This window comes from Idiomarina sp. T82-3 (assembly GCF_001577655.1).
In the GTDB taxonomy this organism is placed as follows: Bacteria; Pseudomonadota; Gammaproteobacteria; order Enterobacterales; family Alteromonadaceae; genus Idiomarina; species Idiomarina baltica.
In genome coordinates this window covers 1-13,447 of record NZ_LSBQ01000010.1, presented here as the reverse complement: position 1 = coordinate 13,447, position 13,447 = coordinate 1, and the positions used below count along the sequence as shown (strand labels likewise).

At 48.5% G+C, this 13,447-nt stretch carries 13 protein-coding genes and 4 tRNA genes; 16 read left to right on the top strand and 1 reads right to left on the bottom strand.

Translation table 11 applies throughout. The annotated features are described in order from the left end of the window. Positions 1–8 precede the first annotated feature (8 nt). The gene (locus tag AWU56_RS07650) at positions 9–212 is read left to right on the top strand and encodes a YheV family putative zinc ribbon protein (RefSeq protein WP_040487456.1); all 204 of its coding nucleotides are present in this window, start codon (positions 9–11) and stop codon (positions 210–212) included. A 1-nt stretch (position 213) separates the two neighbouring features. Here the strand turns inward: AWU56_RS07650 and queG are convergent, their stop codons facing one another. Then, positions 214–1,365, bottom strand: coding sequence for a tRNA epoxyqueuosine(34) reductase QueG (gene queG, locus AWU56_RS07645; RefSeq protein WP_286682166.1), 1,152 nt, complete (start codon positions 1,363–1,365; stop codon positions 214–216). Between the two features lie 15 nt (positions 1,366–1,380). Here queG and AWU56_RS07640 point away from each other — a divergent pair, with 15 nt between their 5' ends. From AWU56_RS07640 to AWU56_RS07570, 15 genes are all read left to right on the top strand, one after another. After that, complete coding sequence (locus AWU56_RS07640; RefSeq protein ID WP_286682165.1) at positions 1,381–2,892, top strand: NAD(P)H-hydrate dehydratase; 1,512 nt, start codon at positions 1,381–1,383, stop codon at positions 2,890–2,892. Between the two features lie 9 nt (positions 2,893–2,901). Then, entirely contained in the window at positions 2,902–3,363 is a 462-nt protein-coding gene (gene tsaE, locus AWU56_RS07635) for a tRNA (adenosine(37)-N6)-threonylcarbamoyltransferase complex ATPase subunit type 1 TsaE (protein ID WP_006953804.1), read from the top strand. Then, positions 3,363–4,688, top strand: coding sequence for an N-acetylmuramoyl-L-alanine amidase (locus AWU56_RS07630; RefSeq protein ID WP_286682164.1), 1,326 nt, complete (start codon positions 3,363–3,365; stop codon positions 4,686–4,688). The genes tsaE and AWU56_RS07630 overlap by 1 nt, the downstream gene beginning before the upstream one ends. After that, a complete protein-coding gene (mutL, locus tag AWU56_RS07625) occupies positions 4,688–6,412 on the top strand; it encodes a DNA mismatch repair endonuclease MutL (protein ID WP_286682163.1) in 1,725 nt (574 codons plus the stop codon). Before AWU56_RS07630 ends, mutL begins: the two co-directional genes overlap by 1 nt. Further along, the gene (gene miaA / locus AWU56_RS07620) at positions 6,402–7,358 is read left to right on the top strand and encodes a tRNA (adenosine(37)-N6)-dimethylallyltransferase MiaA (RefSeq protein WP_286682162.1); all 957 of its coding nucleotides are present in this window, start codon (positions 6,402–6,404) and stop codon (positions 7,356–7,358) included. Before mutL ends, miaA begins: the two co-directional genes overlap by 11 nt. 163 nt (positions 7,359–7,521) lie before the next feature. Further along, positions 7,522–7,779 (top strand): RNA chaperone Hfq, encoded by a 258-nt coding sequence (gene hfq, locus AWU56_RS07615; protein WP_006953800.1) that lies wholly within the window; start codon positions 7,522–7,524, stop codon positions 7,777–7,779. A gap of 25 nt (positions 7,780–7,804) precedes the next feature. Continuing rightward, positions 7,805–9,088 carry a ribosome rescue GTPase HflX gene (gene hflX, locus AWU56_RS07610; protein ID WP_286682161.1) on the top strand — a complete coding sequence of 428 codons (1,284 nt, stop codon included), beginning with the start codon at positions 7,805–7,807 and terminating at the stop codon, positions 9,086–9,088. Between the two features lie 30 nt (positions 9,089–9,118). Next, positions 9,119–10,282: an FtsH protease activity modulator HflK gene (gene hflK / locus AWU56_RS07605; protein ID WP_006953798.1), complete on the top strand. Its 1,164-nt coding sequence runs from the start codon at positions 9,119–9,121 to the stop codon at positions 10,280–10,282. Positions 10,283–10,284: 2 nt separating this feature from the next. After that, positions 10,285–11,178 carry a protease modulator HflC gene (gene hflC, locus AWU56_RS07600; RefSeq protein WP_286682160.1) on the top strand — a complete coding sequence of 298 codons (894 nt, stop codon included), beginning with the start codon at positions 10,285–10,287 and terminating at the stop codon, positions 11,176–11,178. Between the two features lie 105 nt (positions 11,179–11,283). Further along, on the top strand, positions 11,284–12,582 hold the full coding sequence (locus AWU56_RS07595) for an adenylosuccinate synthase (protein ID WP_286682159.1): 1,299 nt from the start codon (positions 11,284–11,286) through the stop codon (positions 12,580–12,582). A 177-nt stretch (positions 12,583–12,759) separates the two neighbouring features. Then, positions 12,760–12,835 (top strand) — tRNA-Thr (locus AWU56_RS07590). Positions 12,836–12,854: 19 nt separating this feature from the next. Beyond that, positions 12,855–12,939: transfer RNA gene (locus AWU56_RS07585), tRNA-Tyr, on the top strand. 35 nt (positions 12,940–12,974) lie between these two features. Beyond that, a tRNA-Gly gene (locus AWU56_RS07580) sits at positions 12,975–13,049 on the top strand. An 11-nt stretch (positions 13,050–13,060) separates the two neighbouring features. Continuing rightward, positions 13,061–13,136: transfer RNA gene (locus AWU56_RS07575), tRNA-Thr, on the top strand. Between the two features lie 86 nt (positions 13,137–13,222). Then, the coding region (locus AWU56_RS07570; protein WP_286682158.1) for a GTP-binding protein at positions 13,223–13,447 on the top strand (225 nt) is incomplete at its 3' end.

Here is a 13,447-nt window from a genome sequence, read left to right as displayed (position 1 = left end):
GAGCTGTCGTGGCACGTCAAAAGAAACGATTTATTGCCGGTGCGACCTGTCCCAAGTGCGACAGTATGGACACCTTGATGCTGTTCATTGAGAACGATGTTGAACAAGTCGAGTGCGTGAAGTGTAAACACCGCTTTAGTGAACCCAAGCAGCAGGGCACGGGGAGCGAGCGCGAATTCGATCAAGTGATTGGTGTATTTAAGCCCGAGTAAGTTAAGCGTCGCGAGGTAGTCCTTTACTGACGGCTCGCACTAAACGCTTAAGTTGTTGTGTCACTTGCGCTGCGCCGCTGCGTTGCCGGTCGAGCGCCCAATCAATATGCTCTTGTACCATTTCCGAGACTTGACCACTGCGCCATTCGAGCGCTTCAATAACTTCAGCGTCTGCTTGTGCATTACCCAGCGCAACCGCAATGTTACGTAACCAACACTCGTGACCAATGCGCCGAATCGGAGACCCCTGTAACCGTTGGTCAAAGGTCTCCTCATCCCACTGCCACAGCGCAAGCAGTTCCGGTGTGTGCAAATAATGGCGTGGATTAAAGTCCGCTTCGTCAGTCAGTTGTGCGTAGCGATTCCATGGGCAGATAAGCTGACAGTCGTCACAACCGTAGATACGGTTTCCCATAAGCGGGCGCAAATCCTCAGGAATGCTACCTTTTAGTTCGATAGTTAAATAAGAAATACAGCGTCGAGCATCGAGTTCATAAGGGGCGACAATGGCTTGGGTAGGGCAAATGGTCATACACGCCGAACAGCTACCACAGGCCTCTTCGACTGGGCTATCAATTGGAAGTGGTAAGTTGATTAATAGCTCCCCCAAGAAAAACCAAGAACCGCTGTCTTTATCGAGTATTAAAGTGTGTTTGCCAGTCCAGCCTAATCCCGCCTTTTCGGCGAGAGGGCGCTCCATTATGGGGGCGGAATCGACAAATGGACGAAAATCTGTGTCAGCGAACTCTGACTTTATTTTGTCGCCTAATTGCTTGAGACGTTTTCGTAGTAGTTTGTGATAGTCACGACCCAGTGAGTAGCGTGAAATATAGCCCAGTCGGTCATTATTGAGTGTTTTTGCAAAGCCTGCCTCGGCCGGTAAATAGTTCATACGCACTGAGATGGCTCTGACCGAACCTGGGTGAAGTTCAGCAGGTCGTGCGCGTAGCATCCCGTGGCGCTCCATAAACCCCATTTCTCCGTGATAGCCTTTATCTAACCAGTTCTGTAGAGTGGCCTCGTGCTCTTGTAAATCAAGATCGGCAATGCCGACCTTCTGAAAGCCTAGTTCTCGGCCCCATTGCTTGATTTTTTGGGCTAATTGTTCAAGTTCGGTGTAAGACAAACTAGAATACATTGAAGAATTCGACATGTTGGGAGCTTTAGCATGGAAACGTCACAGTCCATCAGCTTAGCACAGAATCTATACTGTGCAGAACAGCTGCAACGCAGTGAAGCGCGTGCTGGCGAGTTAGCAGGATACAGCCTAGGGCAGTTGATGTCTCTGGCAGGTCGTTCTGTGTTTGAGGAACTCGAGCGAATAGTGGGCGTGGGGGCTTCTATTGCAATCTGCTGTGGAGAGGGCAACAACGGTGGTGATGGTTATATCGTCGCGCGTTTAGCCCATCAAGCAGGTTACAAAGTGTCTCTGTATGCATTGAACGCAAAAGCTGAGCTGAAGCAGACTAGCCATGAGCCTGCTGTGCAAGCGCGACGCGCGTGTCGTGAGCTGGGACTTGAGGAAAGACCGCTAACTGATTGCACAGCAAATGATTACGACCTGATTGTCGATGCGGTGTTTGGCATTGGTTTAAGTCGACCTGTTGAAGGAGTGCTCGCGGAATGGGTCAGAGCACTTAACAAGTCTCGCGTACCAGTACTTGCGATTGACGTTCCATCAGGCATTAATGCCGATAGTGGCTGTATTATGGGTGAGGCAATTGTCGCGCAGGTTACGGTCACAATGATTGCGTACAAACGAGGGCTCTTTACGGGCGCCAGCCCAGGTCACGTCGGACGAATTGTGTTAGCAGATTTGGGGGCTGGTAAGTACTTTGAACGATTAGAGCAGCCAGCGTGGCGACGTGTGACAGAAAATCCGTACAGCTGGTTAGGTGATCGTGTTGCCCACTCTCATAAGGGAACGCATGGTCATGTGCTGATTGTCGGTGCCGGCCCTGGTATGCCCGGTGCGGCTATCCTAGCCATGGTTGCGGCGTTACGAGCGGGCGCAGGTAAAGTGTCAGTTGCGTGTCATCCGAGTAATGTAGGTATTATCGCGAGTCAACAACCGGAAGCAATGGTGCACGGCGTTGAAGCGCCAGAGCAACTTAACCACCTTTTAAACGCAGCAACCTCGCTGGTTGTCGGCCCGGGACTTGGGCGTGATGAATGGGCGTATAAAATTTACCAAGCATGCATGGCCGTCAATACCTGCAAAGTTATTGATGCCGATGGGCTATACTGGTTGGCGCAAGACCCTGTGCATAGTTCGCAGCTGATTCTAACGCCTCACCCTGGAGAAGCCGCGCGCTTACTAAAATGCAACACGCGAGATATCGAGGCCAACCGATTCGAACATGCGTTATCGCTGCATAATCAGTATCATGCACAGATCGTATTAAAAGGCGCAGGCAGTTTAATCAGTTCAACCCGGGGCAATTGGCTGATCGACCGCGGCTCGCCGGCAATGGCCTCTGGCGGCATGGGAGACTGTTTGGCTGGACTAATAGGTGCCTTAGTCGCACAAGGTTTAGCACCTGCACAGGCGCTGACCGCAGGAGTATACTGGCATGCCGTCGCGGGAGAGGTGGCTGGCTCAAAAGCGCCACGGGGTACTTTAGCGAGTGACTTAATGCCAATTATTCGTAAATTAGTGAACGGTTGGATACCGGAGTAGTCGTAAACCATGAATCAAACATTAACACAATACTTAGCTGATGAAGCCGCTACGCAAACGTGGGCTAAACGTCTAGCACAGTTGGCGAAAGCGCCTTTGGTGATTTACTTAAATGGTCCTCTTGGCGCGGGTAAAACGGCGTTGAGTCGAGGATTTATTCAAGCATTAGGACATGCAGGCGCTGTGAAAAGCCCGACTTACACACTGGTAGAGCCTTACGATCTGGGAGACATTGCGGTATATCATTTTGATTTATATCGACTCGCTGATCCAGAAGAACTCGAGTTTATGGGCATTCGCGATTATTTCTCACAACGAAGCATGAGTCTTATCGAATGGCCAGAACGTGGCGAGGGATGGTTGCCGAAAGCCGATATTGTGATTAATGTAGCTTATGAAAACGAGGGCCGCCAGCTTGAATGTATTGCTCGTACGCCTATCGGTGAACACATTGTTAAGCAACTAAAATAATGATAAAAACGCTATATCGTTCGATCACTGCTGTCTTACTTTTTTGCCTAATAACCCCGGTCTGGGCGAGTCAGAATGCAATTGAGAGTGTCCGTGTCTGGCCGTCTCCGGATAAGACGCGCATTGTATTTGATTTAAGCCAAGCGCCGGATTATAGCTACTTTAAGTTGTACCAGGGCACACCTTATCGAATTGTGATCGATTTCAACGCGACTCAGCTCAATGCTGAGTTAGAAAACTTAGCCAACGAATCACTGTTGGTAGACAAAGTACGCACAAGTAGCCCTAAAAACTCGCAGTCAACGCGCATCGTCATTGAACTGAATAAGCAAGCAGAGTTTGAGGTTTTTCCGTTGCCGGCTAACGACCGCTATAACGATCGTCTGGTGGTTGATATTAAAGGTAAATCGATAGAGCGCAGTGGCCCTGCTAAGTCGATTGAGGAACTTAAAGATCGTAAAATTACGATTGCCGTCGATGCTGGACATGGCGGCGATGATCCCGGCTCTATTGGACCTAGCGGAACCTACGAGAAGACCGTAGTGCTAAAAATTGCCCGAGCACTTGCAAAAATGATTAATGACGATCCGAGTATGCAGGCCTATTTAGTGCGAACGGGGGACTATTATTTAGGTTTAAACGATAGGCCCCAAAAAGCGTGGGATGCAAAAGCGGATTTCTTTGTATCGGTGCATGCAGATGCGTTTCGAACACCTCAACCTAGAGGCGGCTCTGTTTGGGTGCTATCGAAACGTCGCGCAGACTCTGAAATCGGTCGTTGGCTCGAGTCGCGAGAGCGTCAGTCTGAATTGCTCGGCGGCGCTGAGGCCATCATTCAAAGTAATAGCCACGAGCCTTTTTTGGCACAAACGTTACTCGATATGTCAATGGACCGGTCGATTGCCGGAGCCTACAGTGCGGCTCGCCATATTATTGATGAAATGGGTAGTGTGACAAAAATGCACAAAACAGCCCCTCAAGCCGCTAGCCTTGCAGTACTTAAGTCGCCGGATAAACCTTCCATCTTGGTCGAGACCGGGTTCATTTCTAATCCAAGTGAAGAAAGGTTACTACTGAGCAACGCTCATCAACAAAAGCTAGCGCGTGCAATTTATAACGGCATTAGACGTTACTTTATCAATAACCCAATCGAAAACACGTTGTTGGCTCAGCAAGCATCGATGGAGTACACCGTGAAATCGGGTGACTCCCTATCTGAAATTGCTGAACGTTATGGAACAACGGTTAAAGCTATCAAGCGTGAAAACCAGTTGCGAAGTGACGTGGTTAGAATTGGGCAGAAGCTGACGATTCCGAGAGACTAATGCCAATTAAACAATTACCGGTTGAACTAGCCAACCAAATTGCTGCAGGTGAAGTGGTTGAGCGTCCTGCTTCAATCGTCAAAGAACTGGTTGAAAACGCGCTCGATGCAGAGGCGTCAGAATTAGTCATTGATATTGAGTCAGGTGGCGCTAAGCGCATTCGTATAAGAGATAATGGTCTCGGCATTCCGCGTGACGAGTTAGCGCTTGCGCTCAGTCGGCATGCCACCAGTAAAATAGCTGACATTGATGACTTAGAAGCGATTACGAGTTTAGGTTTTCGCGGTGAAGCATTGGCGAGTATTAGCTCGGTATCGCGGCTGCGCTTGGTATCCAAACCGGCCGAACAGTCGGCGGCGTGGCAAGCCTGGTCGGAAGGCAAAGATATGCAGGTACGCATCGAACCTGCGTCACACCCTGATGGTACGACCGTCGATATCCAAGATGTCTTTTACAACACACCGGCTCGACGAAAGTTCTTGCGTACAGATAAAACTGAATTTGGCCATATTGATGAAGTCATTAAGCGTATCGCATTGAGCCGTTGGGATATTGATATTACTCTCAATCACAATGGCAAACGTGTCCGATACTATCCTGCGGTTAGCGAACATGATCAACTGCATTGGCGACGCCGATTAGCAAAAGTCTGTGGCTCAGGCTTTGCTCAAGATGCGTTGTACTTTCAACAGCACGCACATGATATACATATCGAGGGTTGGCTTGCGGCGCCCGAACAATGCCGACATCAAGGCGACGTACAGTACAGCTTTGTAAACGGGCGGATGATGAAAGATAAGCTTATCAATCATGCGATTCGTCAAGCTTATGATTCGTTTTTAACGGCGGAGCGGGTACCCACATTTGCAATTTATCTGACGGTACCGGCGGATCAAGTCGATGTGAATGTGCATCCCGCCAAACACGAGGTTCGCTTTCATCAGCAACGGCAAGTGCATGACTTCGTTCTCAATACCGTCAAACAATTATTACTAGGTCAACATCAAGAGGATACGAATAGCACGTCGACCCGTGTGGAAGACGCAACTCAGCAACCGCACCATTTATACCAAACGGGTGGTTCAAAAAAACACGTAACGTCAAATCCATCTGTTCGAGACTATAGTGCCCACGCTCAATCCAATACGGCGAACCGGTCAAGATTAGGCGCGTCGATACTACCTAATGCGGTGGAGCTTACGGTCGACGCTCGACAGTGGCGAATTGTTGACGTATTCCATGGGCGTTTTGCGCTCATTAGGCGCGACGAACAGCCAGCCTGGCTAGATTTAGTTAATGTTCAAAGAAGATTACTCGAGCCACAGATAAAGCAACAATATCAGCAGGGCATGGCTGGGCAACCGCTGCTTGTCGAGCAAAAAATCAACTTATCGGAAACAGAGTGGACTAAAAAGCAGGTCTCACAGTACAGTTCTGAACTTGCTCAATCAGGTGTTAGTTTCTACTGGCAAGGCGCGTCGTTTATCGTAACTCAGGTGCCCTCCATGTTACGACGCAAGCATATTGCAAGCAGCGTACTGTCGTTACTCGAACAGTGCAAGCTCAGCGACCAGGCGATTATCGAGTTTCTTGCTGACGCTGCAGTCGACACGATGTTGTCAAAGTCACAAGCGGATTACTGGTGTCAGCAGTGGCAGACTCAGTTAGACAGCACATCGACATTGCTTCAACAAATTAAGGTGCCAGAAGTCAATGAAACTTAATACCTGTCCAGCCGTGATATGCATATACGGACCAACCGCCGCGGGTAAGACGGCCTTATCCATTGAACTTGCAAAGCAACTCGACGGCGAGATTATTTCAGTCGATTCAGCGTTGATTTATCGCGGGATGGATATTGGCACAGCAAAGCCCAGTCTCGCCGAGAGGCAAGGTATCCCACATCATTTGCTTGATATTTGTGATCCCGCAGAAACTTACTCAGCGTCGGAGTTCCAGCGAGATGCGACGAGCTTAATCGAAAAGATTCTAGCACGCGGTCACACTCCTATTTTGGTCGGTGGCACGATGCTTTATTTTAAAGCGCTGTTGGAAGGCATGTCGGCTTTGCCAGAATCCGATGCCAATGTTCGCCAGCAACTGCAGTCTGAACTCGATACGCATGGTTTAGCGACACTTCATCAAAGGTTAGCCGAAGTCGATCCTGAGGCGGCTGCGAGAATTCATCCCAATGACCCGCAACGTACATTGCGTGCTTTAGAGGTCTATCAGTTGTCTGGCAAACCAATGACGCAGCTAGTTCAACAACGGCAAGGTGCCTTAAATTATCCTATTTACCAATTTGCGGTTGCGCCACAGCAGCGCGCACTATTACACGAGCGCATTGCTCAGCGTTTTGATCAAATGCTAGCGGAGGGCTTTCAGCAAGAAGTAGAAGCGCTGTTTAAGCGTAACGACTTACATCCGGATTTACCCGCTATCCGCAGTGTGGGTTACCGTCAAATGTGGCACTATTTAACGGGTGAATTGACTTATCAAGCGATGAAAGAGCGCGGGATTATTGCGACACGACAGCTTGCAAAGCGGCAGTTAACGTGGCTACGCGGTTGGCCAGATGTGCACTGGCTGGATACTTTCGCCCATGATAAACTCGATCAGGTACGATCGCGGTTGCAACAGCCAACCGAAAAGTTTTCGGTAAAAGATTGAAAAATAAAGATTCGCCCTAAGATCAAAGACTGGGAATGCAGCGTATGTTATGGCATGTTTAAGTTGCAAAATTTTACCGTTGGTCTAGGGTGATTAATAGGTTCTACCATTTAACTGGCCACCCCATTGACTTGGATATTAATAACAAAAAAAGGAATCCGCCATGGCGAAAGGGCAAACGCTTCAAGATCCGTTTTTAAACGCGTTACGTCGCGAGAGAGTACCCGTCTCAATTTACCTTGTAAACGGAATCAAGTTGCAAGGTCAGATTGAGTCGTTTGATCAGTTTGTTGTGTTATTAAAAAACACGGTGAGCCAAATGGTTTATAAGCATGCAATATCAACCGTTGTGCCTGCTCGTATTCCGCAAAACTATTTGCCTCAGCAAGGTGTGCACAACCAAGGTGACATTGAAGAATAAGCAATATTGAGGAGGTCTAGAAACGTTGTTCGACAGATATGAAGGTGGCGATTATGCCGTATTGGTCCATATGGACTTGCCCGCCGAAGTCGATAGAGAAGACCTCTCTGAACTTCATCTTTTAGCTAGCTCAGCAGGTGTCGAACCGCTTGGAGTAGTGACGGCCTCTCGCAGTGCGCCTAGTCCTAAGTACTTCGTGGGAAGTGGTAAAGCGGAAGAAATTGCTGAGCAGGTGCAGGCGTTGGACGCCAATATTGTCATTTTTAATCACGCGTTATCACCCACTCAAGAGCGAAACCTCGAAAAAATTTGTCAGTGTCGAGTCTTAGACCGTACCGGCTTAATACTCGATATTTTTGCGCAACGCGCGCGGACTCACGAAGGTAAGTTGCAGGTTGAATTAGCGCAACTGCGCCATATATCCACTCGCCTAGTACGTGGTTGGACACACTTAGAAAGACAAAAAGGTGGCATTGGGCTAAGAGGGCCCGGTGAAACGCAGCTAGAAACTGACCGAAGACTCATCCGAGGGCGTATTAAAAATATTTTGCGCCGTCTAGAGAAGGTACAAAAGCAGCGAGAGCAGGGGCGTCGTGCGCGCCAACGAGCAGAAATTCCAACCGTGAGTCTTGTTGGCTATACTAACGCAGGTAAGTCGACTTTGTTCAATACCATGACAGAGTCGGGGGTGTATGCTGCGGATCAGCTCTTCGCCACACTCGATCCAACGTTACGAAAGCTCGAAGTAGAAGATGTTGGGCGCATTATTCTTGCTGACACTGTGGGCTTTATTCGGCATTTACCGCACGACTTAGTCGCTGCGTTTAAGGCAACGCTGCAAGAAACGCAGGAAGCGGATATTCTGTTGCATGTTGTTGATGTCGCCGATGAGCATCAACAAAGCAATATTGAACAAGTGAGTGAAGTGCTGGGTGAAATTGGTGCAGGTGAAGTACCGCAGTTAATGATTTGCAACAAAATTGATAAACTGGAGGACTCTGCGCCGCGTATTGATAGAGACGATGAAGGGAAGCCCGTTAGAGTCTGGGTTTCAGCGCAAGACAATATCGGCACCGAGCTTATTTTCGAGGCTCTGAAAGAGCGACTCGGACCGCAAATGGTCAATTTAAGCTTAAAATTGCCACCATCTATGGGTAAACTGCGTGGTACGCTGTATCAACTCAATAGCGTTTCGGCAGAACGAATAGATGAGCAAGGCGAATTAGAGCTCGACATTAAAATGTCGGTAGTGGATTGGAATAAATTACAGAAAGAATACGACAATCGACTCGATAACTATATTCAGTAAACGATTTTTTTAACTTTAACGGAGTCATCCATGGCATGGAACCAACCGGGGAATGGCGGTAACAAAGACCGCGACCCATGGAAAAACCAAGGGGGGAACGATCAGGGACCCCCAGATCTTGATGAGGCGCTGCGAAAATTTTTTGCCAAGTTAGGTCTTGGTGGAAATAAAGGCAGTGGTGGTGGTAAGTCGGGCATCCCAGCGAAGGGCATCGGCATTATCGCAGTACTCGCTGTCATCATCTGGTTTATTGCAGGTTTTTATACAGTAAAAGAGGCTGATCGAGGCGTTGTATTGCGTTTTGGCAACTTCCATACGCTTGTCGAGTCGGGTCTGCATTGGCGCCCTGTGTTCGTTGATACAGTCGAGCATGTGGACGTTAACAACATTCGCTCTGATAGCACCGAAGGCTTTATGTTGACCCAAGACGAAAACGTCGTGGTAGTACAACTGGACGTGCAGTACCGTGTCGTCGATCCGCGTAACTACTTGTTCAACGTTGATAACGCGGATCAAGTCTTGTCGCGTGCGACGGACAGTGCGTTACGTTACGTGGTGGGTCACACGACCATGGATGAAGTCTTAACACGCGGTCGTGAGGATGTTCGTGCGCGTACGCTTGACTTACTTGAACGTACCATCGACCCGTATTCAATGGGTCTGCAAATCGTAGATATTAACCTGCTCCCAGCGCGTCCGCCAGAAGAGGTTAAAGAAGCATTTGATGACGCAATCGCTGCGCAAGAGGATGAAGAACGCTTTATCCGTGAAGCGGAAGCGTATGCACGTGAAGTCGAGCCTTTGGCACGTGGTCAAGTACGTCGTATGCTGCAAGAAGCGCAAGCGTATAAAGAGCAGATCATCCTAGAGGCTCAAGGTGAAGTGGCTCGCTTTAACGAACTGTTACCGCAGTACGAAAACGCGCCGCAGGTAACGCGTGAGCGTATCTACTTAGATACCTTGCAAGACCTCTACGCAAAAACACCGAAAGTGTTGGTCGATGTTGAGGGTAGCAATAACATGATGTACCTACCGCTCGACAAGATTCTTGAAAAGCAAGGAAGAAAGGTCAATGACCTATCGCCTTTGCGTGTACCAACCGACTCAAACATGAATCAATCGCGCAACAGCGCAAATGGCTCGAGCAATTCGACTGATTCGGGTCGTACAAATACGCGTGGCGGGGGTCGATAATTATGAAAAATTTAATCGCAATTATTGTAGTAGTACTCGTCGCTTTGGGTTTGTCGTCTCTTTATGTTGTTAAAGAGGGTGAGCGTGCCATTCTTATTCAATTTGGTAAGGTTGAGCGTAATGCTGAGACTGGCGAGGCGATGGTTTTTGAACCTGGCTTGCACTTTAAAATACCATTTATCGAGCAAGTAAAACGCTTAGATGCTCGCTTACAAACGCTTGATGGTGACCCTGACCGTTTTGTTACCAGTGAGAAAAAGGATTTGATCGTTGATACTTACGTAATGTGGCGCATCAATGACTTTTCTACTTTCTACTTGAGTACCAATGGTGGTAATAAGATGCAGGCTGAGGCCTTGCTGACTCGACGGATTAACAGTGGCTTACGTAGTGAGTTTGGTAGCCGCACCATTTCCGATATCGTGTCTGGTGAGCGTGACGAGTTGATGCGTGAAGCCCTCATTAAAGGTGCTGAGAGTGCGTCTGACTTAGGCGTCGAAGTTATTGATGTACGTGTGATGCAGATTAACTTGCCTGATGAAGTCAGTCAGTCTATCTACCAGCGGATGCGCGCTGAACGTCAAGCTGTCGCGACTGAACACCGTTCAGAAGGCCGTGAGCAGGCGGAAATTATCCGTGCTGATGTGGATGCACGCGTAACCGTTATGTTAGCGGATGCTAAGCGCCAATCTCGCCAACTAAGAGGTGAAGGTGATGCGCAAGCTGCGAAGATTTATGCGGACTCTTATCAACAAGATCCAGAGTTCTTTGCATTCATTCGTAGCATGCAAGCATACAGCGAATCGTTCAGTTCGGGATCGGATGTACTGGTGCTTGATGCGGAGAGTGATTTCTTCCGCTACCTTCAGGATCTTCAAGGCGAGCCGAAAGAGTAAGCTCAAACAAATTGAAGCCCGCGTCATCGCGGGCTTTTTTATGTCCATATACAAACCGAACGCAACAGGGTAAAATTACGTCGATTTTTTTTAAGCGGGGCAAACATGAGTCAAAACGTCGTGATTCTAGGCACCCAATGGGGTGACGAGGGTAAAGGTAAAATTGTTGATCTACTGACAGATAAAGCATCGCTCGTGGTGCGTTATCAGGGGGGTCACAATGCCGGTCATACATTGGTTATTGATGGTGAAAAAACCGTACTTCACTTAATTCCGTCGGGCATACTACGCACCAACGTACAATGTGTGATTGGTAATGGTGTGGTACTTTCGCCTGAAGCCTTAATGGAAGAAATGGAGATGTTAGAGGCGCGGAATGTGCCAGTAAAAGAACGTCTACGTATCAGTGAGGCGTGCCCATTAATCTTGCCTTTCCACATCGCTTTAGACCAAGCGCGTGAGCGTGCGTTAGGTAAAGAAGCAATTGGTACTACAGGTCGAGGTATCGGCCCTGCTTATGAAGATAAAGTCGCGCGCAGAGGCTTACGCGTCGGCGATCTTTTTAATGCCACGCGTTTAGAAGATAAGCTGAAAGAGTTAACCGACTTCCATAATTTCGCATTGACTAAGCTCTACAACGAACCCGCGATTGATTTTGATGTTGTCTTAAAACAATGCAAAGAATTTGCCGAGTTGCTAAAACCGATGGTCGCAGACGTGCCTGCATTGCTTGATAAAGCGCGTAAGAGCGGTGAAGAAATTATGTTCGAGGGCGCTCAAGGCACCCTTCTTGATATTGATCACGGTACTTACCCTTACGTGACATCATCCAACACGACAGCGGGTGGTGTTGCGACAGGCGCTGGCTTTGGTCCTCGATACATTGACTACGTACTGGGTATTGTTAAAGCCTATACGACACGTGTAGGCAGTGGGCCATTTCCAACTGAATTAGATTGTGACGTGGGACAACATCTTGGCGTTAAAGGTCATGAGTTTGGTGCAACGACAGGTCGTAAGCGTCGTACTGGCTGGTTAGATGCGGTCGCGATGCGTCGCGCAGTACAAATCAATTCAGTGAGTGGATTCTGCCTAACTAAACTCGACGTGTTAGATGGTTTGGATGAATTAAAAATTTGTACCAGCTACAAACTACCCGATGGGACCATTAGTGAATACCCACCAATGGCCGCCGAGGACTATGAAGCGGTAGAGCCGGTCTATGAAACATTGCCTGGCTGGCAGGAAAGCACGGTCGGCGTTACTGAACATAATCAGTTGCCACCGCAAGCGCTTGCGTATATTTCACGTATTGAGGCACTAACGGGAGTGCCCGTTGATATTATTTCAACCGGTCCCGACCGTAAAGAAACGATTATTTTGCGTCATCCGTTCGCAAAATAAATTGATTTGCCTTGTTGCAGTAATGACTGAAACAAGGCAAAATCTCTTAAGTTCTGGTTACAAAATCGCCGAATCAGGCAAAAACTAACCAATCGCATCAAAAACTTAAAAAAAATCGCGCAAAGCTATTGCACTATCAAATTTAGTACCATAGAATGCGCTCCACCTAACCGGGGTGCCGGCATAGCTCAGCTGGTAGAGCAACTGACTTGTAATCAGTAGGTCGGGAGTTCGACTCTCTCTGCCGGCACCAATTCAAATTGCACTTTTTGGGAGGGGTTCCCGAGCGGTCAAAGGGATCAGACTGTAAATCTGACGGCTCAGCCTTCGCAGGTTCGAATCCTGCCCCCTCCACCACGCAATTCTTGGTTTTGAGGTGGCCCAATGTTTCAGCGGGTGTCGTATAGTGGCTATTACCTCAGCCTTCCAAGCTGATGACGCGGGTTCGATTCCCGCCACCCGCTCCAAACAATCCAGTGCTGATATAGCTCAGTTGGTAGAGCGCACCCTTGGTAAGGGTGAGGTCGGCGGTTCAAATCCGCCTATCAGCACCACGTCATCATAGGCTACTCTCTAACCGTTTCCGGTATGCAACTTTGTTGCTAGGTACACCCAACAGAATTTTGTTAGAGAGGCTGCAATGTCTAAAGAAAAATTTGAACGTTCGAAGCCGCACGTAAACGTCGGCACCATCGGTCACGTTGACCACGGTAAAACTACCTTAACCGCTGCTATTACGACAGTTCTGGCTAAAGTCTATGGTGGTGCGGCGAAAGACTTCGCAGCCATCGATAACGCGCCAGAAGAGAAAGAGCGTGGTATCACCATCTCAACTTCACACGTTGAGTATGACACGCCAACTCGT